This window comes from Polynucleobacter meluiroseus (assembly GCF_900205755.1).
GTDB lineage: Bacteria > Pseudomonadota > Gammaproteobacteria > Burkholderiales > Burkholderiaceae > Polynucleobacter > Polynucleobacter meluiroseus.
In genome coordinates, this window is the sequence record NZ_OANS01000004.1 from 37705 (window position 1) to 59150 (window position 21446).

The window sequence follows — 21446 nt, forward strand, 5'->3', positions numbered from 1 at the left end:
CTAACTTAACGCTTTGGTTAACTCAGGAACCGCGGTAAATAAGTCGGCTACCAGACCATAATCAGCCACTCCAAAGATAGGCGCTTCTGGATCTTTGTTAATCGCGACGATCACCTTGGAATCCTTCATGCCAGCAAGGTGTTGAATTGCCCCTGAGATACCGACGGCAACATAAAGTTCAGGAGCAACAATCTTCCCGGTTTGACCTACTTGATAGTCGTTAGGAACGTAACCAGCGTCAACAGCAGCACGCGAGGCGCCTAAAGCGGCATGTAAGGTGTCGGCTAAAGGCATGATCAACTCTGCGTATTTTTCACCAGAGCCTAAGCCACGACCGCCCGACACAATAATCTTTGCGCTGGTGAGTTCAGGTCGATTAGTCTGAGTGAGTTCACGCCCTACAAAAGTTGATTTACCGAGATCTGCTACGAAAGCATGTTCCTCAATTGCTGCTGAGCCACCAGTTGCAGCTACCGGATCAAAGCCCGTGGTGCGCACTGTAATGACTTTAATTGGGTCGCTAGACTGCACGGTTGCAATCGCATTACCTGCATAAATGGGGCGCCCAAAGGTATCCACACTATCGACTTTGATGACATCGGATAGTTGAGCAACATCAAGCTTGGCGGCAACACGCGGCATCACGTTTTTACCATTAGCGGTTGCTGGTGCCAAGAGATGACTATACCCATTTGCTAGTGATAGAATCTGCGCAGCTAAAGGCTCCGCCAATTGATCTACCAAGTGGAGGTCATCCACTACGATGATATTGCGAACTCCAGGAATACCAGCAGCCGCTTGTGCAACTGTATCCACAGCGCTACCAGCAACCAATATATCTACTTCTGGTGCGCATTGCAGTGCCGCTGCAACTGTATTGAGAGTGCTGGCTTTTAAGGAGTGGTTATCGTGTTCCGCTATAACAAGTGCTGCCATTTAAATCACCTTCGCTTCATTTTTGAGTTTTTCAATCAGAGTCGCTACATCAGGAACGATCACGCCTGCACTGCGCTTTGGGGGCTCTGCTACTTTGAGAGTTTTGAGGCGCGGCGCAATATCTACACCTAGTTCATCAGGCTTGATGATTTCAATCATCTTCTTTTTCGCCTTCATGATGTTCGGCAGGGTGACATAACGAGGCTCATTTAAACGCAGGTCTGTAGTAATTACTGCAGGCAATTGCAGTGCAATGGTCTCTAGCCCACCATCGACTTCTCGAGTCACTTTGGCAATACCATCAGCTACCTGCACCTTTGAGGCAAAGGTGCCTTGCGGTAAATCGAGGAGGCTAGCTAGCATTTGACCCGTTTGATTGCTGTCGTCATCAATCGCTTGCTTACCTAAAATGACGATTTGCGCTGCTTCTTTAGTCACCAGCGCTTTTAAAAGTTTAGCGACAGCAAGCGGCTGTAACTCTGCATCACTTTCTACTAAGATGGCGCGATCGGCACCAATTGCTAAAGCGGTACGTAAGGTTTCTTGACATTGAGTGGGTCCTGCCGAGACCACAATGATCTCAGTGGCTATGCCCGCTTCTTTTAAGCGCACGGCCTCTTCAACTGCAATCTCATCAAATGGGTTCATACTCATTTTGACATTGGCAATATCTACGCCCGACTGGTCTGACTTGACGCGCACTTTGACGTTGTAATCTACAACCCGTTTTACCGCAACTAAGATCTTCATCTGTTTGTTCTCAATCTACTAAAGGAAATGATGTCTATTGCTCTACTTTGTACCAAACTTGAGTTCTACCAAGCAGGGGAATACCAATATAACCTCTGACATCCATTTTTTTACCATCTTCAGTCATGAGTTTGACTTTATATGTCTCACCTTCTTTTGGATCGAGGATATAACCGCCTGACCATGTACCGGATTGATCCTGCTTCAGATCGGTCATGATTTTCATCCCAATGAGCGGCTGGTCTTTGCGCGCATCCTTGCATAAATTGCATTTTACCAAAGGGACTTCATTAGCGAGGGGGAAGGTTTTGATAATGGTACCTTCTAAAAGCCCGTTGATTTGTTCGATCTTGATTAAAGAGGCTGGCTGATTCGTTTTGTCATCGATGGTTTTCCAAGTGCCAATAGCGGGATCGAGGCCTTGTGCCAAGGCCAAAGAGGCAATCGTACAAAGGCCCAGTGGCAATATCATCAATTGTGAAAGCCGAGAGATAAACTTCATTAAAGCCCCAGTCAATTTTTTAATCTAACAGCGTTCAAAAATACCTGCTGCACCCATACCCGTGCCAACACACATAGTGACCATGCCGTATTTTAGTTTTCTTCTTTGCATCGCATGTATTAAAGTAACCGCCCGAATGGCCCCGGTTGCTCCTAAGGGATGCCCTAAAGCAATGGCACTGCCAAGAGGGTTGACTTTGTTGGGGTCGAGCTTGAGGTCGCGCATGACCGCTAGCGACTGCGCTGCGAAGGCCTCATTGAGTTCAATCCAATCCAGATCATCTTGAGTTAAACCAGCAAGTTTTAAGGCAGCAGGAATGGCTTCTTTTGGACCAATACCCATGATTTCTGGGGGAACACCTTTGACTGCGAAACTCACGAAGCGAGCTAAGGGAGTCAGACCATATTCTTTAACGGCTTTCTCACTCGCTAAGATCAGAATACCAACACCATCAGAGGTTTGTGAGCTATTACCTGCAGTTACACTGCCTTTAGCAGCAAAAAGGGATTTCAGTTTCGCCAAGCTCTCGAGTGAAGTGTCAGTTCTAGGACCGTCATCTTGTTTGTAATCATGCCACTGAACATCCACTTGGCCTTCAGCTACATTCATTGTGCGCTGTGCGACTTTTACTGGAAAGATTTCGGCATCGAATTCACCGGCGGCTTGCGCGGCAATGGCTTTTTGATGGGAAGCTAAAGCAAAGGCGTCTTGGTCCTCACGGCTAATATTCCATTGGGTTGCTACCTTTTCAGCGGTAAGGCCCATGCCGTAGGCAATACCAATGTTTTCATCACCCCTAAAAATCTCTGGAGAGAGCGAAGGGGTGTTGCCACCCATGGGCACCATGCTCATTGACTCTACGCCACCTGCAATCATGACATCAGCTTCACCAACCCGAATACGGTCTGCAGCCATGGCAATGGCATTTAATCCCGAAGAGCAGAAGCGATTAACAGTAATACCACCAACGGTATTAGGTAAGCCACCAAGCAGTAGACCAATACGGGCAATATTGAGACCTTGCTGCGCTTCTGGCATTGCGCAACCAATAATCGCATCCTCTATCGCTGCAGGGTCCAGGGTGGGAACTTGAGATAGAGCATGTGTAATGGCAACACCTAGTAAGTCATCGGGACGGGTATTTTTTAGAGAGCCTCGACCCGCTTTACCAACTCCACTGCGAGTGGCGGCAACAATGTAAGCATCTTGAATATTTTTCATCATGAATGTTTTCTTAGTGAATTAGTTTCTGACAGGCTTGCCGTTTTGGAGTAGTCCCATAATGCGCTCCATGGATTTAGGGTGACTCATTAATTCCACAAAAGCTTGACGCTCAAGCTTGAGCAACCACTCCTCGGGCACTAGTGTGCCGGCGTCTACGTCACCACCAGAAATAATGCGAATGATTTTCTCGGCAATATGGGCGTCATGCTCAGAGATAAAGCCGCCACCCCGTAAATTGACAACTTGCCCCATTACTGTAGAAGCCACTGAACGTCCACCCACTGGAATCAGTTTAGGGATCGGTGGCCTGTAACCTGCATAGCGCATTGCCCTTACTTGATGTTGAGCAAGCGCTAATAATTCATAGACGTTGGGTACGATGATGTCACCCTTTTGTAGGTAGCCCATCTTCATCGCTTCTTGTGCTGAAGTCGACACCTTAGCCATAGCCGCGTTTTCAAAAGCGGCTTTGATAAAGTCGAGGTAATTACCACTGCCCGATTCGCTGACGCCACGTGCCGCCCGAATGGCCGCTTCTTTGAGGCCACCTCCAGCTGGAAGTAAGCCAACACCCACCTCTACTAAGCCAATATAGCTTTCCATGGCGGCAACTCGGCGCGCAGACTGCATTACCAACTCACAGCCACCACCAAGAGCAATACCCGACACAGCGCAAATGACAGGAACCTCAGCGTATTTCACGCGCATCATTGTGTCTTGAAAGAGTTTGACAAAGGGCTCCACACCGGCAGGCCCACCTTTCATGACCATGGGAAGTGCGGACTCTAAATTGGCTCCAGCAGAAAAGGGGCCGCCAGGAGTTCCTAGTTTTAAGGATGTAGGCTGCCAAATGACCAAGCCATCGTAATGTGCCTCAGCCAATTCAATCGCCTTCTGAATGCCGTTGAGGACATCGGTGGTGAAGGTATTCATCTTCGACCTGAATGAGGCGATGAGTACCTTTGGTTCGCGGTCATCGACCCATGCGCGCAGATCCAGGTTCTCATAGATCGTGCTGCCAGCGGTTTTAGGATCAGGAGAGCCATCACCCAAGAGCGTAGGTCTAAATACTTGTTTTTGATAGACCGGCAAAGTAGAACGCGGAATAAAGCAACTCTCAGTTGCAGACCAAGATCCCTCGGGCGTATTGATCGCCTGTTTCTCAGCAACGGGCCCATGAAATACCCAGCTTGGCAAAGGCTCTTTGCTTAATCCCTTGCCTTGTTCGATATCGTCTTTGATCCAGTTGGCTACTTGAGTCCAGCCAGCGGCCTGCCAATCTTCAAATGGACCTTTATCCCAGCCATAACCCCAGCGCATCGCGAAATCAATCTCACGAGCGGATTCGGCAATGCTGCCTAAATGCACTGCGCAGTAGTGAAAAATATCCCGGTAAATAGCCCACAAAAACTGTGCCTGAGGATCATCGGTTGACCGCAATAGGTCTAAGCGCTCACCAATCGGTTTTTTCAGAATGCGCTCAATGAGGGGTTCAATGGTGGCAGTAGCGGCTTGATATTCACCAGTTACTGGGTTCAAAACCATGACTGTTTTGCCATCTTTGCGATAAAAGCCCGCCTTAGACTTTTGACCTAAGGCCCCCTTTGCAATCAACTGACTCACAACCTCAGGAATTCTAAATAAAGCTGAGAAAGAATCACCCTGCAAAGAGTCTTCCATCGTTTTGATCACATGGGCCATGGTGTCCAAACCCACGACATCACTCGTTCTAAAGGTGGCTGATTTAGCGCGTCCTAATTTACTGCCCGTTACTGCATCGACAGCGTCAAAGCTCAGACCAAACCTCTTCGCCTCTTCAATCACTGCCAGAATGGAAAATACCCCCACACGATTACCAATAAAGTTCGGCGTATCTTTTGCTCTGACTACCCCTTTGCCCATAGTAGAGGTCATAAAGGTTTCTAAGGCATCGAGTACAAGAGGACTGGTCTCGCTGGCTGGTATCAGTTCTAATAAGTGCATATACCGTGGCGGGTTAAAGAAGTGAACTCCGCAAAAGCGTTTTTTTAGGTCCCCTGAAAATCCCTTGGACAACTCATCAATTGCTAAGCCAGAAGTATTGGTAGCAAAAATAGCGTGCTCCGGAATATGCGGGGATACTTTTTCATACAGGGCGTGCTTCCAATCTAGACGTTCCGCAATCGCCTCAATAATCAAATCACAACCAGCCAATAAGTCCAAGTCATCATCGTAATTTGCTGCCTGAATGAGGTTGGCATCCTCTGCCAGTCCTAGTGGGGCGGGTTTGAGTTTTTTGAGGTTTTCAATAGCCTTAAGAGCAATCCCACTTTTTGCCTGTTTACTGAGAGGCTTATCCCCCTCGGGCTTACCAGGTAAATCAAACAAAATGACGGGCAAACCAACATTGATGCATTGGGCAGCAATTTGAGCGCCCATGACACCAGCACCCAATATTGCTACTTTTTTAATAAGGTTGTTATCGCTCATATTCAGTCTTTCAGAAAAGGTCAGCAGGCATTGCCATCAAGGAGCTAGAGCCAGCTCGTGCAGCACGAATCAGGTAAGCGGTTTCAGGGAGCATCTTGGCAAAATAGAAGCGTACCGTTGCCAGTTTAGCCTCATAAAAGGGATCATCACTTCCTTTATGAGCCAGTGCAATTTTAGCCATCCGCGCAAAGAGGTAGGCATACACCAGATGACCTACAACACGCAGGTATGGCACTGCCGTTGCGCCAACTTCTTCATGATTCATCATTGCCTTCATGCCGATTTCTTTGGTGAGCTTTTCTACTTTAGAAGCAATGTCCGTTAAGGGGTCAATAAACTCTTGCATATCCTTACGGACACCTTCTTCCTCAATGAAGGCTTCAACGATCTTGCCGAACTTACGCAGCTTTGCACCCATATCACCGAGTACCTTGCGACCTAATAGGTCAAGTGATTGAATGGTATTTGTACCCTCGTAAATCATGTTGATGCGGGCATCGCGTACATATTGCTCCATGCCCCATTCAGCGATATAGCCATGACCGCCAAATACTTGCAGGCCTTCATTAGTGGCTGTGAAGGCATTGTCTGTTAAGAAGGCTTTGACTATTGGGGTGAGTAAGGTCACTAAATCCGCCGTATCTTTACGGACACTTTCATCAGGATGATTGAGTTCCGTATCAATCATCAAGGCAACCCAGTAAGCAAAAGCACGGGCGCCTTCGGCGTAGGCTCTTTGTGTGAGCAACATTCTGCGCACATCGGGATGAACGATGATTGGATCAGCTGCTTTATTAGGTTCTTTTACACCAGTGAGGCTACGCATCTGTAGGCGCTCTTTAGCATAGGCTGCTGAATTTTGATAGGCCACCTCGGTTAATCCGAGGCTTTGCATACCAACCCCAAGGCGGGCGGCATTCATCATCACGAACATGGCGTTAAGACCTTTGTGGGGCTCTCCAACCAAAGTCCCAACTGCTCCATCGAAATTCATGACACAAGTGGCATTACCGTGTATGCCCATTTTGTGCTCAATCGAACCACAGGTTACAGTATTGCGTTTACCTAGAGTGCCATCAGGATTAACTAGGAACTTGGGCACGGCAAATAGAGAAATACCCTTCGTTCCTTTGGGGGCGTCAGGTAGGCGCGCTAATACGAGATGCACAATATTTTGCGCTAGATCATGTTCGCCACTCGAGATAAAAATCTTTGTACCGGTGATGGTGTAATTCCCATCTGACAATGGTTCTGCTTTTGTAGTGAGAATGCCCAGATCAGTTCCACACTGGGGCTCTGTAAGACACATCGTCCCCGTCCACTCTCCTGAAACTAACTTTTCTAGGTAGGTTTGCTTTTGTTCAGGCGTGCCGTGAGCATGCAAACACTCATACGCACCATGAGAGAGGCCTGGATACATCGTCCATGATTGATTTGCAGAATTGAGTGTTTCATAAAGCACGGTATTGAGTAATTGCGGCAATCCTTGACCGCCAAACTCAGGATCACAGGAGAGTGAGGGCCAGCCACCGGCAACATACTGCTGATAAGCTTCTTTAAAACCGGTTGGAGTGGTAACTGAACCATCCTCATGCCGAGTGCAGCCTTCCTTATCACCGACTTGATTTAAGGGAAAGGCGATCTCACTGGCAAACTTACCTGCTTGCTCAATGATTTGATTCATGGTGTCTTTATCGACCTCTTGATAGGCGGGCAAGGTAGCTAAGGCCTTATCAGCATCAAGTAGTTCATGGATCACAAACTGAATATCGCGGAGGGGAGGACTATAGTGTGGCATGGTAATTCCAAGGAAAAATAAGTTTTGGTAAGTAAGATAAGGTGATTATTGAATCGTTTGATAGTTACTAAGAAGGTCTTTAATGAGTTTATTGGCAGTCACCAAGCTCTGCGCATTTTGTAAAAAACGCGCATCATGATGTACTCCTAGCACGGTGCTATAAAGCTGAAACAACAACGCATCCACCTTAGTACTCTTTTTGAGATCACCGGCAGCAATGGCTTCTTTAATGGCCCTCCGCAGAGCAGAACGCCAATCTTCCACGCTGCGCACCAGTTCATCACGCACAATACCTGGGCGATCATCAAATTCCGCTGCCCCAGAAATAAAGAAACAGCTAGTGGAGTCGTCGCCGACGCTCATCTTGAGCCAAGCTTGAATCATGTGGCGCAGTCTGGGCAAACCCTTGGGCTTAGTCAGGGCGGGTAAAAAAACTAGATCTTCGAAGCGTTGGTAGTATTCGCGTACCACCTCTACCTGCAATTCTTCGCGTGATCCAAAATGGGCAAACACACCACTTTTGCTCATCTGCACCGTTTCGGCAATAGTGCCTATCGTCAAGCCCTCCAACCCCGCCTTACTGGCGATTTCCAAAGCAGACTGGAGAATGATGGATTTGGTGGCGAAACCTTTTTGACTAATCCTTTGCTCAAGCATGGGTTCTCTAAATCAAGGGTTTTGTTGTAAAAATAATACGATCGTTCGTTTATGTTACATCAAATATTTTGCACTTTTGTGACCCCCTCTAAAAAATAAACAGAAAAAACCTCAATTTAAGGCCCGAGGAGGTAGCAACAGAAATTTGAAGAAAAAATTGGTGCAACACAATAAATATATTGCGGGAAAACCCCAGCTATAAATCAACAGTAAAAACGCTAGGATGATTAAAAATTTGTTTAAGTAAAGCGGTAATAAAAAAGAGGAAGAGACATGAAAAAACTAACAATAAGCGCACTGGCAATTGCATTGACCAGCATCGCAACAACATCAGTAATGGCGCAATCAACAAAGACTAATGCCTGGGAAGGTGCTTATGCACAAGCAGGCGTTGGCTATGGTATGTTCGTGCCATCAATCGGTAGTGGCACTGCAACGACGGCCACGCCAACGGCGCTGAAAAACGCCGGTTATCAATCCACCATCAACCAAAATATTTCGGCCAGTGATGTGAATAATGTCAGCACTGGCATAGCTGCTTTAGCGGCTGGTTATAACTTTGGTATCAATAGCGAATGGATTCTAGGTTTAGCGGCTTCTTATTACCCCGGTGCCAGTGCAGGGGCCACGGGAACTCTTAATATTGCCTCTACAAGCTTGACCAACTCGAACCCATTATTACCAAACTACCCAATATCAGGTCAATCCTCTGTAGCTACCTATCAGGTAAAGAATCTTTACAGTATTGTTGCCACACCAGGTTATGCGCTTGATAAAGATCGACTGGTTTATGCTAAGGTTGGTTATACAGGTGCAACAATCGGTTTGTCGACATCTACTGTAGCCTACAACACTACCAATTTACATGGATTTACGGTAGGCCTTGGTTACAAGCAAATTTTGACTGGATCTATTTACGCTTTTGGCGAAGTCAACTATGCCAGTTATGGCAATTCCACTGCCAGTGCTACAAATGTAACTGGAACTGCCATCTCTGCCCCCATTAAAGGGACTGGCACCGATCTCTTGGTCGGTATTGGATACCGTTTCTAAGAGAGTTTTGGTTTAATGAAAGGCCCTCTTCTGGAGGGCTTTTTCTTTCTTAGTTTTCTGTTTTAGTTGTATCAATCGGTATCTCCTTTTACCCTTATATTTATGACGAATCCTAGTAAGCCCTGGTTAAAGAATTATCCTGAGGGTGTTCCTCATGAAATCGATATTTCTTCTTATTCTTCTTTAGTGGCAATGTTTGAAGAATCTTTTTTACGCTTTCCGAATCGAAAAGCTTGTGAATACATGGGTAAGTTTCTTACCTATCGTGAATTAGATCGGCTATCTAAAAACTTTGCCGCCTATATACAAACCTTAGGTTTAGAGCCAGGTGCTCGTATCGCTGTGATGCTACCCAATATTGTGCAGTTTCAAATTACGATGCTGGGAATCTTGAGAGCGGGTTATGTGGTTGTGAATATCAATCCCCTGTATACCGCAAGGGAGTTGGAGCATCAATTAAAGGATAGTGGCGCATCCACTTTAATCATCCTCGAGAATTTTGCCCATGTCTATCAAGATATCGCTCCACATGTTCCTCTTAAGAAGGTAATTGTCACAAGCCTGGGTGAACTCATTGGAATCAAGGGGCGCATAGTTGACTTTGTCGTGCGCAAAGTCAAGAAGTTGGTGCCCGTTTGGAATTTTCCCCACCAGACTTTTAAAGAGGCCTTAAGTAAAGGGGCGCGTAATCACTTACTTAAACCCAATCTAACTCTAGATGACATCGCCTTTCTGCAATATACCGGTGGTACTACTGGGCCTGCCAAGGGTGCAATACTCTTACACCGAAATATCTTATCCAATGTCATTCAAACTGAATTATGGTTAGAGCCGGGTTTGCGCAATCGACCTATCGATCAACTCGTGTTCTTATGCGCACTACCGATGTACCACATCTTCGCCCTGACAGCCTGTGCTCTATTCGGAATGCGCAAAGGCGGTCTATTGATTTTTGTACCCAACCCTCGTGATATTCCTGGCTTTATCAAATTACTGGAGACCCACCCCGAAATTAATATTTTTCCAGGCGTCAATACTTTATTCAACGCCCTAATCCATCGCCCTGAATTTGCAAAAGTAAAGTTGCCTAACTTGCTGGTGACTATTGGTGGTGGTATGGCGGTACAAAAAGGGGTGGCAGATCAATGGCAAAAAATGACAGGCATACCTATTGCTGAAGGGTACGGTCTTTCAGAAACCTCCCCAGTCGCTTGTGTCAATACACCGTTAATTAAAGAATTTACGGGCACGATTGGTTTGCCCGTGCCAAGTACGGAAGTGCTGATCTTGGATGATGACGGTATCGAAGTCCCCTTTGGTACGCCAGGGGAAATATGCATACGGGGGCCGCAGGTGATGGCAGGCTATTGGAATAAGCCTGAAGAAACGGCGCATGTGCTGACGGCTGATGGCTTCTTCAAGTCAGGCGATATCGGCATCATGAATGCCGAGGGTTATACCAAAATCGTAGACCGCAAGAAAGACATGATTATTGTGTCAGGCTTTAAGGTATTTCCAAATGAGCTAGAGGAAGTGATTGCGTTGTTACCTGGGGTATTGGAGTGTGCCGCAATTGGAGTTCCCAATGAAGAAACAGGGGAGGCTGTCAAGATCTTTATTGTGAAGAAAAATCCCCTGTTAACCGAGGGGGATGTTGCCGCTTACTGTAAAAAAGAGTTCACCAACTACAAGCGTCCTAAGTTCATTGAGTTTAGAGATGAGCTTCCAAAGACCAATGTCGGCAAAATTCTGCGCCGCGAGTTAAGGGCATCATGAATCCACATATCCCACCAGCACTACAAGACCTCAGGCTGCCAATTATTGCAGCGCCGATGTTTACTGTTAGCTACCCCGAGCTGGTCTTAGCACAGTGCCTAGCAGGCATTGTAGGCTCCTTCCCTGCCTTGAATGCCAGGCCACCAGAACTACTAGACGACTGGATTACGCAGATCAATGAAGAGCGTGTGGCCTTTCAATCGAGACATCCAACCCATCAAGTTGGCCCATTAGCGGTCAATCAAATCGTACACATTTCCAATACACGGTTAGAACAAGATATGCGCACCTGTGTAAAGCATCGCGTACCTATCTATATCACTAGCTTGCGTGCTCCTATTAAAGAAATCATTGATGCAGTGCATAGTTATGGCGGTATTGTTTTGCATGATGTGATTAGTATTCGCCATGCAGAAAAGGCCTTAGAGGCGGGTGTGGATGGCCTAATTTTGGTGGCAGCTGGGGCTGGAGGGCATGCCGGTAATTTATCGCCCTTCGCTCTAGTAGGAGAAGTCCGCGCTATGTTTCAAGGGCCAATTATCTTATCGGGTGCCATCTCCTCTGGAGATGCGGTCTTAGCCTCCTTAGCCATGGGGGCTGACTTTGCTTACATGGGCACCCGCTTTATTGCCAGTCAAGAGGCACATGCAAGCGAGCAATATAAAGAGGCAATTGTGCAGGCTCATGCTGCTGACATTGTGTATACCGATCATTTCACGGGTATTCATGGTAACTACATTAAGCAAAGTATTGTTAATGCGGGCTTAGACCCCGATCATCTCGCCCCAGGCGACGTGCAAGCTTTTGCTAAGCTCTCCCAAGCAGGTAAAGACAGTTCAGGCGCCAAAGCCTGGAAAGACATTTGGGGTGCTGGTCAAGGGGTAGGCTTGATTGAAGATGCGCCCAGTGTTGCTCAAATTGTGGATCGCATTGAGCAAGAGTTCAATGCCGCTAAACAAAGAGTATTAGCTTAGATTCGGTTTCTTGCGTACGTAGAGCGTTTTGGTAATGCGGGCAACAACATCACCAACCCCATCCTTTACTTCCACTATAAAGTCCTGAAGTACTTTTTCACCTGAGCTCGCCAAAGAGACGAGGTCATCGATTTGGGCTTGGTTGATTGAAAATTCTGCAACTACCTTGCCCTTACCGGGTTTTAAGAATTCAATCTTGGCCGCTTGATCCCAGACAATATAGTCATCCCCTAAGTTTTTGGAAAAACACAGCATAAAAAAGGGGTCTGTCATCGCAAATAGACTACCACCAAAATGCACCCCCACAATATTTCGGTTTGAGAGACCGTGCTTTAGGGATACTCGGGCACTCCGATAGTCTTTGGAGATGTGCTCCACATGAATTCCTGCGCCCAAGAAAGGTGGCCATATATTCATGATTAGACGGAGGTGATGGGATTTCATATATTAGAGCCAGTCCTTTGACCTCATAATATACAAAGAATTATCTACAACAGGGCGTTTAAACTTTTGAGGTATGCGCCCCTTAACCCATTATTGGAGCCCTATTTTGCGAGCCCTGCATCAATTTCTGCAGTATTGCGGTTTACCAGAGACAAACACCGTTTCTTGGTCTGAGCGTGCGAGGTCAACAATTGGCGTGGTGATAGGTTTAGCTGGCATTGTTTGTCTTGGACTCTTCACCACCAGCAATGGGGATACTTCCCCGTGGATTATTGCGTCTATTGGGGCAAGCGCCTACATTGTCTTTGTTCTACCCTCTAGTCCCTTAGCGCAACCTTGGGCGGTGATTGCAGGTAGCTTCTTTTCAGCCTTGGTGGCTCTCACAGCGACTTATTTTTTTCAGGACAAGGTGTTTCTCATTCCACTGTCAGTAGGCTTGGCCATTTTAGTGATGTTTGTAATGCGTTGCTTACATCCGCCGGCAGCCGCCTTGGCATTATTAATTCCCCTCAATGGCTTCACAGATTTTCATTTCTTATTATTTCCTGTGCTTGCCAATGTTGTCTTATTAGTCTTGGTTGGAGCGATTTATAACTCGCTTTCAGGGAAACCCTATCCCTATCGCCCTAAAGTAATTGCTAATTCAACACCAGCTCAAAAGCAGGATCGCAAAATTGAAGATGAAGAAATCGATGCCGTCTTGGCGCGTTATAACCAAGTGATCGATGTGAATAAAGAGGATTTAGCAAACCTGATTACTCAAGTGGAACAGCGCGCTAATCATAAGAAATTAAAAAGCATGCTGTGCAAACAGATGATGACCACCACAGTAAAGCATGTCAGTGTTCATACTTCATTGGATGAGGCTTGGAAAATACTGCGCAGTGACCATGTGAAGGCTTTGCCAGTGATAGATGCAGATAGAAGAGTGCTCGGCATCATTACGCTTGAGGGCTTTATTGAGAAAGCAGCAGGCGACTTTCAGAGTAATTTCGGCAAAGGCCTGAAGGCTTTGCTGCGTACCTCTATTTCCGGCTTAAATAAAGCGCCTCAGACGGCAGGACAAATCATGAGTGCGCCAGTCAAAGTCATTAGCCAAGAAAGCACTATGCTCGATCTGATGGGAATTTTTTGTGGAGCTGGGCACCACCACATTCCGGTAGTCAACGCAGATGCTCAACTAGTGGGAATGATTACTCAATCCGATTTTATTAAAGCAATTGAACAGTCTGTGATTTCTTAATCGCTACCATTACCTAGGAGTTCTTTTCTCCACAATACTCCGAGCAGGATTCCAGTAATTAACACCTCACCATCATTAATGAGGCCAAATATGCCTTCATCTGGGCTGACAGGGTTGGGCGTAAACAGGATTAAAAGTTCCAACAAAAAAATAGTCAGGGTAAAAACGATGCGCGCAATTCGAATTCTTCTATGAAGGAGCTCGTGGGCAATTTGATGATGTTTAAACAGGTAACCCAAGGCAATAAAATTCAAAGCCAGAGCTGCCCAAAGGCTCCAATTCATTTCAAACGGGCTGGTGATGTAATACGCCGCGGAAAAAAGAATCTGTAAAAATATCAAATAAAGCATTTTTGCCCTTAATGTTTTTTCACAAGCATACATCCTCTGTGAGTCACTAAGACAATTCTGGATTGGGACAAGCCCACCCTCAATGGCTCAGTTGTGAATCCACGGCAGTTAGACTACAGTTTTGATTCATCAGCAAACAACTAATTAATAATGAGCGAATTTCTCGGTTTTAGCCCCAAAGCCTTCCTCTTTCTGGAGGATTTGACCAATAACCAAAACAGAGCTTGGTTTGCCGATCATCGTGGTGAATACGAAGAATTTGTTCGAGAGCCCATGAAACGCTTTACAGAAGCGCTGTCCGAAAGTCTGGCAAAGAAAGAGATTCCTTTGTGGGGGGATACTAAGAGGTCTCTTTTCAGAATTAATCGCGATGCCCGGTTTTCAAAAGCCAAGCATCCGTACAACATGCACGCGAGCGGCTTATTCACCAGAACAGGGGATAAAGAGTCGCCTGGAGTGCTGTATTTTCGCTTGGATCCCTTGGGTAGCCGAATGGCGGCGGGTTATATGCAACCCGAGAGCCATATTCTGAAGAAGCTGCGCATGGGCATGTTAGACAATCCTAAGGCTTGGGTCGCATTAGAGAAGTCCTTAAAACGCAAAGGCTATGAATTGGATTACTCCTATTCTTTGGCGCGCATTCCGAGAGGCTTTGACAACGTCCCGCCAGAGATAGAAAAGGCAATCAAACTCAAGGGATGGATTATTCGTAAGCAAATACCACGTCAGGTCATTTGCTCGAAAGACTTAGTTAGTGAAGTGACTAGTTTTGCTAAAGACCTACTGCCTTTACTCAGTTTTGGCTGGCATGCCTTGGAAAAGTTTGCTGAGTAAGAAGTGTATTAAAAAAGCCCCTGAGTTTTCACTCGGGGGCTGTTGATACTTCTTTGATATTGAACGCTTAGGCCATAGCAGCTTCAGGCACTTCTAAGCGAATGAGGTAATCAAATGCACCCAATGAGGCCTTCGCGCCTTCGCCCATCGCAATAATGATTTGCTTAAAGGGCACTGTAGTGCAGTCTCCGGCCGCAAAGACACCCGGCATGGAAGTTTCGCCTTTATCGCTCACCTTAATTTCACCTCTGGGCGATAAGTCAATGCTGTCCTTAAGCCATTCAGTATTTGGCAACAAGCCGATCTGCACAAAAATCCCTTCGAGCTCAACCACGTGCTCTGTCTTAGTGGCGCGATCTTCATACTGCAAACCGGTCACTTTGCTGCCGTTACCCAAGGCCTCTTTAGTCAAGGCATTTTTAATGACAGTCACATTAGGCAAGCTATATAACTTATTCTGCAATACCGCATCGGCGCGCAATTTAGTATCGAATTCAATTAAGGTGACGTGACTAACAATGCCCGCTAAATCAATCGCAGCCTCTACACCAGAATTACCACCACCAATGACAGCCACGCGTTTGCCTTTATACAAAGGACCATCACAATGCGGGCAGTAAGCTACGCCCTTGTTGCGGTATTCTTTTTCGCCTGGCACATTCATTTCTCTCCAGCGTGCGCCTGTACTGATAATGACGGATTTGCTTTTGAGGATGGCGCCATTCGCTAACTCGACTTCAACACCATGATCGGTCTTATGAATTGCTTTTGCCCGCTGAAGATTCATAATGTCCACGTCATAGGTCTTCACATGCTGCTCAAGCGCCTGCGTTAACTTCGGCCCTTCAGTTTCTTTTACTGAGATGAAATTCTCAATGCCCAAGGTATCCATGAGCTGTCCGCCAAAACGTTCGGCAACAACGCCAGTATGGATGCCCTTGCGCGCTGCGTAAATCGCGGCAGCAGAACCAGCAGGGCCACCACCGATTACGAGTACGTCGAACTCTTCTTTGGCGTTGAGTTTTTTAATGGCTTCTACAGGGCTACTTGTATCGAGCTTGGCAACGATCTCTTCGGTGCTCATGCGGCCCTGACCAAATACTTCGCCATTCATGATCACGGTAGGCACCGCCATAATTTCATACTGATCAACCAAGCCTTGATACAGCGCGCCGTCAATCATTTCGTGTTCAACGTTGGGATTTAATGCTGCCATCAAGTTAAGGGCTTGGACAACATCGGGGCAGTTATGGCAAGACAAAGAGATGAAGGTTTGAAAATGCAATTTCCCTTGCAAACCCTGAATCTGCTTAATGACTTCCTCTTCTACCTTCGGCGGGTAGCCGCTGGCTTGCAAGATGGCCAAGATAAAAGAGGTCATCTCATGGCCCATTGGAATACCTGAGAAGGTAATACGTGCGGCCTCACCAGTTTTGCCAACAGTAAAGCTGGGAACGTGGCTAGATTGGCCATCAGTCTGCACAGTGATTTTGTCGGATTGCTCTGCTACTTCATTTAAGAGTTCGAGCATTTCAGCTGCTTTGGGGCTGTCGTCCAAGCTCGCAATGAGGGTAATAGGGGCAACTATCCTCTCAAAATATCCCTTTAATTGGGCTTTAATATTGTTATCTAACATGATTGATTCCTTAGTGTATGTGCTTATTAAGTCTGTTGTTTTGTGTATTAGTGAGTCTATTGGAGAGGAGTAAACCCTCTCCAATAGACTCTCCGAAGAGAGTCTGATTGCTTCGCGGTGCTTTGCTAAATTAGATCTTGCCTACGAGATCCAAAGAAGGTGTCAATGTTGCTTCGCCTTCTTTCCATTTAGCAGGACATACTTCACCTGGATGTGCTGCTGTGTACTGAGCTGCTTTCAACTTACGCAGAGTTTCAGCAACGTCACGGGCGATTTCATTGGAATGAATTTCAACCGTCTTGATGATTCCCTCTGGATTGATGATGAATGTGCCACGCAGTGCCAAACCTTCTTCATCAATATGTACATCAAACGCATTAGTCAAGGCATGGGTTGGATCGCCAACCAATGGGAACTGTGCTTTACCTACAGCAGGAGAAGTCTCATGCCATACTTTGTGTGAGAAATGGGTATCGGTAGTGATAATGTAAACCTCTGCACCCATTTTTTGGAATGCAGCATAGTTCTCAGCCGCATCTTCAATTTCTGTTGGGCAATTGAAAGTAAAAGCAGCTGGCATGAAAATGAAAACAGACCATTTACCTTTGATGCTCTCATCAGTAATGGTAACAAACTTACCATTATGGAAAGCCTGGGCCTTGAATGGCTGAACTGCTGTGTTAATAAGTGACATGGTGTTCCTTTCAGGGTTGGAAAAAATTGACTACAGGTGAATTCTGAGTGCTAGCTAGATATTTGTCTAATGAATTGATTTGATAATAGCTATCAAATAAATAGATTATAAAAATTGCCGCTCAATAGCTATTCTGCGACAAAATAGTGAAAGAGGTGAGACCCTTGATAAAACTGCCTGCTAAGCTAATTGATGCCTATGCAGCGGAAAGCACAGAAAAGTCTATTTTGCTGGACTAGAATTGAAATACCATGCCAACGACCCCTAATCTGAATTTACCAATCTATGCGGATGGTCGATTAGCTGGACGCTCTAGCAAGAAATTAGACCTAGCTGACCGCTTAACAGCGCTGGTTTTGAATGTGGCAAACCATATCGAAACCAAGCAGCTCAAGACCTTGCCTGTCATTTCTTTAGCGCCGTTGACGGTGCGCTTACCCTCTGGTGGGGTGGCAGTGATCTTTCGCTTCGGTTGCGTGGTGCTCTTTGCAGCGAATGACAATGACCGAGAGTGGTTAATTCATTTATTAGAACCTGCCTGTACTGGTATCCAAGAAACCTTTTCTGAGGAAACCGTCAAGATCTTAATTGACCCCGATCATGAGGAGGGGCCTGAAGGCGACGATATTTACTTGCACACCCCAGATTTGGACCGGATTCGGATTGTGGGTGAAATCTTGGCCAAGTCGAATCAAATTGATTTTTTAGAAAGTCGTTTGAGTAGTGAGTTTGACAAGATTGAACCACTCGCTTTAGATCTCGCTGATGACGGCGCATTCTCCATCAACACCCGCACCTTAATGAAAACCGTGGGCACGATGCTCCTTGCTGAACAGCGCATGGCTAACCGTGGTGACGTCACGGATCGCTTCAATTCATTATTGACGAATGCTGATCTGGTCTTGCTCCACGCACGTTTAGAAGATGAATATGAATTAACCGAGCGGTCTTTATTGATTGAGCACCAGCTGTCCACCATTGGTCGTACAGCAACGACCTTGCTAGAGGCCATACGCTACTCTAGCTCGCACAAAGTGGAGATTTATATCCTGGTTCTCATTTTTATAGAGCTGCTGCTCTCAATTTATGGGTATTTCTTTCATTAGCGGTAGACAAAAAATAAGCACCCTAAGGCGCTTACTTTCTGAGTGAAAAAAGAAATTACATTTTCACAATATGCCAAGCGCCATTCAACATGCCATTACCATTTCTGTCATCAGGGTTTAGCTTTGATGGATTGCTCCGCCCAAACGAGCAAAGTTACTTACTACATATGTTACTGAAGGGCGTTATTTAGGAGTTGCGCAAGCCGCTGGCCAGCTAACCACAGTCTTGCTTCCAGTATTGAGGTGTATTTTGAAAGGTATTGCTGATCCAAGGTGCGTGCGGGATAGAAATCCGCTTTGTGAACGATCTTGCAAGATTCAAGCGCAATGTTGATGGGAATGCTCGTAGTGATTGGCTGAACATCTTGCTGATTGGCCAACAAGCGCGCACTGAGGGCTGGTGTGGTTTCTTGTAAATTGTTAATTAAATCAATATCCCATACTGCATGAAGATTGGTCTCCTTGCCAAATGCCTGAACCTGATAAGTGCCGCCGCCCCGATCTTCTTTGTGACTTGCATGGAGGGGTTGATGTATGTCTCCCATGAGATGCGTGACCCACTTTAGCGCAAGCAGCCTTTTTTCATCAGAAACGTTTGACGCTAATACGCGGGTTTGGACTTCAAGCGCTCCTATCACGCAAGCTTGGTCAGGACAATCTCGAGTAGTAATATATTCGCAGCTATTGCTTGGGTAATTCACGTAATGCCATGGGGCGTTAGCGCGCGTTTTATTTTCATCAGCCCAAGTCGAGATACTGATTAAGGTGGCATTCGACTCGGTAGCTAGCAAACGTTTTACTTCTAACGCGGCCCTTGGGGTGAGATTCTCCTGCGCGATGGCGGCGATGACTTGGTGGCCTTCGATTCCCCATGCCAAAGCCGTATTGAGCTGACAGTACGCAATCAGACTAATAAGGCAAAGGCTAAATTTCAATAAGGGGCTGGTGGGCATACTTTAATATGGTCTGGCGTACTCATAGGGTCTGCCGTAATAAGGCCTATTGTAGTAAACCGGAGCCGATTGCACGATGACTTGCTGCGCATAAGCGGGTTGCTGAATATAAACAGGCTGAGCGTAGGTGGGTTGGGCGTAAATGGGAGCTTGATAGTAGCCAGCAGCAATAAATGGAGTGGCGACTGCTACACCGACAAAAGCAGGTCCTCCCCAGCCGCGGTGCCAGCCACCGTGCCACCCACCCGCATGACTGATGCCTGAAAAAGCGAAGATGGATAAGCCTAAGGCAGTGGTGATAAGTGTTTTTTGAATAGATTTCATGTAACCCCCTGATAGAGAAGTGCAGCATTTCTTCTATAACGCCCTCTTCAGAATGGGAGTTGACCTCATTATTTTTATTTTTATGAAAGCTGTCACATTTGCAGATCGTCGTTCAGCAAAATTGATGCAAATCCATTACATTAGACCCATGAATGAATCAAATACCCCTACCCAGTGGCTTCCTTTATTTCCGCTTGGTACTGTACTGTTTCCTGGTGGCGTGATTTCCCTAAAGATTTTTGAGGCCCGTTACCTGGATTTATTCAAGCGTTGCTTAAAAGACCAAACTCCATTTGGCGTTATCAGTATCTTTGAAGAAAATGAGCCAAGTTCTGGCGAAGCACCGCAGATGCGTTTTGCCAAGATCGGTACGCTGGCGATGCTTGAGGATTTCGATCCCATACAGCCAGCCTTATATATGACGAAATCGTTCGGTACGCAACGCTTTACGCTGCTGGATACCAAACAAGAGCCAGACGGTCTGTGGCTGGGTCAAATCGCGCTGCTCGACAATGATTCATCTATACCTGTGCCGGAAGAACATCGCAGTATCTCAGCCTTGTTAAATGAGCTGATTCAGGTAATTAGCAGTAATGAATTACTGGGGGACAGTCTTTTTAAACAACCCTATAAATTAGATGATTGTGCTTGGGTATCCAATCGACTTGCGGAACTCTTGCCCATTCCACTAATTCAGAAAAATCACTTGCTTTCTCAAACGAATCCGCGCATTCGTTTGGATTTGGTTTCTGAAATTATTGGTGATCAGGACATTAATAGTTTGATTATTCATTAGCGCTGTTAGTGTTCAGTAGAAACGCTTCGGACCTTAATTAAAGATGAACGTCCTCATTACTGGTAGCACCTCCGGAATTGGCCGGGAGACAGCAATTGGTTTGGCTTTGCAAAACTGCAATCTGTTTCTGGCGAACCGTTCGCAAGAGAAAACAGCTGAATTGATTGCGCATCTAGCGCAGATTGCAGCTCATAGGCAAGCGCACTTCATTCCCTTGGAACTTGATCGCTTGTCATCCGTGAAGAGCGTAGCCAGCCATTTTTTAAGCTTGGGTGAACCCTTGGATCTGCTTATTAATAATGCTGGAGTCTTAGGGGAGAAGAGTCTCACGCAGGAAGGTTTCGAATCTGCTTTTGGTACGAATCACCTAGGCCACTTTTTGCTGACTCAACTACTTCAACCTGTCTTAGCGAAGACGCCGGGAGCAAGAATTATCAATGTCGCAAGCAATGCCCATTGGAAGTGTCAATTCCCTGGATGGGATCAGTTGCGGACTAAAGCTACTTCTGTCTCAGCATTTACCGAGTACGGATTCTCTAAGTTGGCAAATATTTGGCATATCAATGAAATTGCCAAGCGCCCTGAATATCAAGGCATTACGGCATATAGCTTGCATCCTGGCGTAATTCGGTCATCACTTTGGCGACATGTTCCCGGCCCCTTGAAGGCATTGACGTGGTTACCTATTCTCAAAACACCAAAAGCGGGTGCACGAACGACTCTATTTTGCGCGCAGACACAAGAGCCTTTTTCAAACGGGCAGTACTTCTCAGACTCCAAGCCGGCAAAGACTTCTCCCTTGGCTCGAAATGCCAACTTACAAAAAGAATTGTGGGAGTACAGTGTGGAAGCGGTTCAAGCCTATACCTAAGATGCTCCAAGCACGGGGCTCTAAAAACCCCTAGCATTTCACGAAGTTTGTCGCTT

At 46.3% G+C, this 21446-nt stretch carries 21 protein-coding genes; 8 read left to right on the forward strand and 13 right to left on the reverse strand.

From position 1 onward, the window contains the following. From CP950_RS07505 to CP950_RS07535, 7 genes are read right to left on the reverse strand one after another with little or no spacing between them, the layout of a single operon-like run. Positions 1-936, reverse strand: coding sequence for an electron transfer flavoprotein subunit alpha/FixB family protein (locus CP950_RS07505; RefSeq protein ID WP_096673992.1), 936 nt, complete (start codon positions 934-936; stop codon positions 1-3). Next, positions 937-1686 carry an electron transfer flavoprotein subunit beta/FixA family protein gene (locus tag CP950_RS07510; protein ID WP_096673994.1) on the reverse strand — a complete coding sequence of 250 codons (750 nt, stop codon included), beginning with the start codon at positions 1684-1686 and terminating at the stop codon, positions 937-939. Positions 1687-1720: 34 nt separating this feature from the next. Next, positions 1721-2188 (reverse strand): DUF2147 domain-containing protein, encoded by a 468-nt coding sequence (locus CP950_RS07515; protein WP_096673996.1) that lies wholly within the window; start codon positions 2186-2188, stop codon positions 1721-1723. A gap of 24 nt (positions 2189-2212) precedes the next feature. Next, positions 2213-3412, reverse strand: coding sequence for an acetyl-CoA C-acyltransferase (locus tag CP950_RS07520; RefSeq protein ID WP_096673998.1), 1200 nt, complete (start codon positions 3410-3412; stop codon positions 2213-2215). 18 nt (positions 3413-3430) lie between these two features. Then, positions 3431-5881 carry a 3-hydroxyacyl-CoA dehydrogenase/enoyl-CoA hydratase family protein gene (locus CP950_RS07525; RefSeq protein ID WP_096674000.1) on the reverse strand — a complete coding sequence of 817 codons (2451 nt, stop codon included), beginning with the start codon at positions 5879-5881 and terminating at the stop codon, positions 3431-3433. A 10-nt stretch (positions 5882-5891) separates the two neighbouring features. Beyond that, positions 5892-7679: an acyl-CoA dehydrogenase C-terminal domain-containing protein gene (locus CP950_RS07530; RefSeq protein ID WP_096674002.1), complete on the reverse strand. Its 1788-nt coding sequence runs from the start codon at positions 7677-7679 to the stop codon at positions 5892-5894. A gap of 45 nt (positions 7680-7724) precedes the next feature. Next, a complete protein-coding gene (locus CP950_RS07535; protein ID WP_096674004.1) occupies positions 7725-8336 on the reverse strand; it encodes a TetR/AcrR family transcriptional regulator in 612 nt (203 codons plus the stop codon). Positions 8337-8609: 273 nt separating this feature from the next. Here CP950_RS07535 and CP950_RS07540 point away from each other — a divergent pair, with 273 nt between their 5' ends. The 3 genes from CP950_RS07540 to CP950_RS07550 all read left to right on the forward strand — a co-directional run bounded on the left by CP950_RS07540 (position 8610) and on the right by CP950_RS07550 (position 12139). Beyond that, on the forward strand, positions 8610-9389 hold the full coding sequence (locus tag CP950_RS07540) for an outer membrane protein (protein WP_096674006.1): 780 nt from the start codon (positions 8610-8612) through the stop codon (positions 9387-9389). 102 nt (positions 9390-9491) lie between these two features. Continuing rightward, positions 9492-11165: a long-chain-fatty-acid--CoA ligase gene (locus tag CP950_RS07545; protein ID WP_096674008.1), complete on the forward strand. Its 1674-nt coding sequence runs from the start codon at positions 9492-9494 to the stop codon at positions 11163-11165. Continuing rightward, positions 11162-12139: an NAD(P)H-dependent flavin oxidoreductase gene (locus CP950_RS07550; protein WP_096674010.1), complete on the forward strand. Its 978-nt coding sequence runs from the start codon at positions 11162-11164 to the stop codon at positions 12137-12139. The genes CP950_RS07545 and CP950_RS07550 overlap by 4 nt, the downstream gene beginning before the upstream one ends. Here CP950_RS07550 and CP950_RS07555 read toward each other — a convergent pair. After that, entirely contained in the window at positions 12131-12556 is a 426-nt protein-coding gene (locus CP950_RS07555) for a DUF4442 domain-containing protein (protein ID WP_096674444.1), read from the reverse strand. The two genes, CP950_RS07550 and CP950_RS07555, sit on opposite strands and share 9 nt — an antisense overlap. A gap of 100 nt (positions 12557-12656) precedes the next feature. On the opposite strand from CP950_RS07555, the gene CP950_RS07560 reads away from it, so the two are divergent. Beyond that, positions 12657-13826, forward strand: a complete 1170-nt coding sequence (locus CP950_RS07560; RefSeq protein ID WP_096674012.1) for an HPP family protein — start codon at positions 12657-12659, stop codon at positions 13824-13826. Here CP950_RS07560 and CP950_RS07565 read toward each other — a convergent pair. After that, positions 13823-14176 (reverse strand): hypothetical protein, encoded by a 354-nt coding sequence (locus CP950_RS07565; protein WP_096674014.1) that lies wholly within the window; start codon positions 14174-14176, stop codon positions 13823-13825. The two genes, CP950_RS07560 and CP950_RS07565, sit on opposite strands and share 4 nt — an antisense overlap. A 150-nt stretch (positions 14177-14326) precedes the next feature. Between CP950_RS07565 and CP950_RS07570 the strand changes: the two genes are divergently transcribed. Continuing rightward, complete coding sequence (locus tag CP950_RS07570) at positions 14327-15010, forward strand: DUF2461 domain-containing protein (RefSeq protein WP_096674016.1); 684 nt, start codon at positions 14327-14329, stop codon at positions 15008-15010. A gap of 67 nt (positions 15011-15077) precedes the next feature. Here the strand turns inward: CP950_RS07570 and ahpF are convergent, their stop codons facing one another. Together ahpF and ahpC are read right to left on the reverse strand one after the other, a co-directional pair. Further along, positions 15078-16646, reverse strand: coding sequence for an alkyl hydroperoxide reductase subunit F (ahpF, locus tag CP950_RS07575; RefSeq protein WP_096674018.1), 1569 nt, complete (start codon positions 16644-16646; stop codon positions 15078-15080). 130 nt (positions 16647-16776) lie between these two features. Beyond that, positions 16777-17340 (reverse strand): alkyl hydroperoxide reductase subunit C, encoded by a 564-nt coding sequence (ahpC, locus tag CP950_RS07580; protein WP_096674020.1) that lies wholly within the window; start codon positions 17338-17340, stop codon positions 16777-16779. Between the two features lie 251 nt (positions 17341-17591). Here ahpC and CP950_RS07585 point away from each other — a divergent pair, with 251 nt between their 5' ends. Beyond that, a complete protein-coding gene (locus tag CP950_RS07585) occupies positions 17592-18446 on the forward strand; it encodes an RMD1 family protein (protein WP_096674022.1) in 855 nt (284 codons plus the stop codon). Positions 18447-18616: 170 nt separating this feature from the next. On the opposite strand, the gene CP950_RS07590 is transcribed toward CP950_RS07585, so the two are convergent. Next, positions 18617-19399, reverse strand: a complete 783-nt coding sequence (locus tag CP950_RS07590; protein WP_096674024.1) for a S1/P1 nuclease — start codon at positions 19397-19399, stop codon at positions 18617-18619. A gap of 3 nt (positions 19400-19402) precedes the next feature. Next, positions 19403-19723, reverse strand: a complete 321-nt coding sequence (locus CP950_RS07595; protein ID WP_096674026.1) for a hypothetical protein — start codon at positions 19721-19723, stop codon at positions 19403-19405. Positions 19724-19742: 19 nt separating this feature from the next. Here CP950_RS07595 and CP950_RS07600 point away from each other — a divergent pair, with 19 nt between their 5' ends. Beyond that, a complete protein-coding gene (locus CP950_RS07600; RefSeq protein WP_243391953.1) occupies positions 19743-20519 on the forward strand; it encodes an LON peptidase substrate-binding domain-containing protein in 777 nt (258 codons plus the stop codon). Between the two features lie 43 nt (positions 20520-20562). Further along, positions 20563-21390, forward strand: a complete 828-nt coding sequence (locus CP950_RS07605) for an SDR family NAD(P)-dependent oxidoreductase (RefSeq protein WP_096674028.1) — start codon at positions 20563-20565, stop codon at positions 21388-21390. Positions 21391-21446 lie beyond the last annotated feature (56 nt).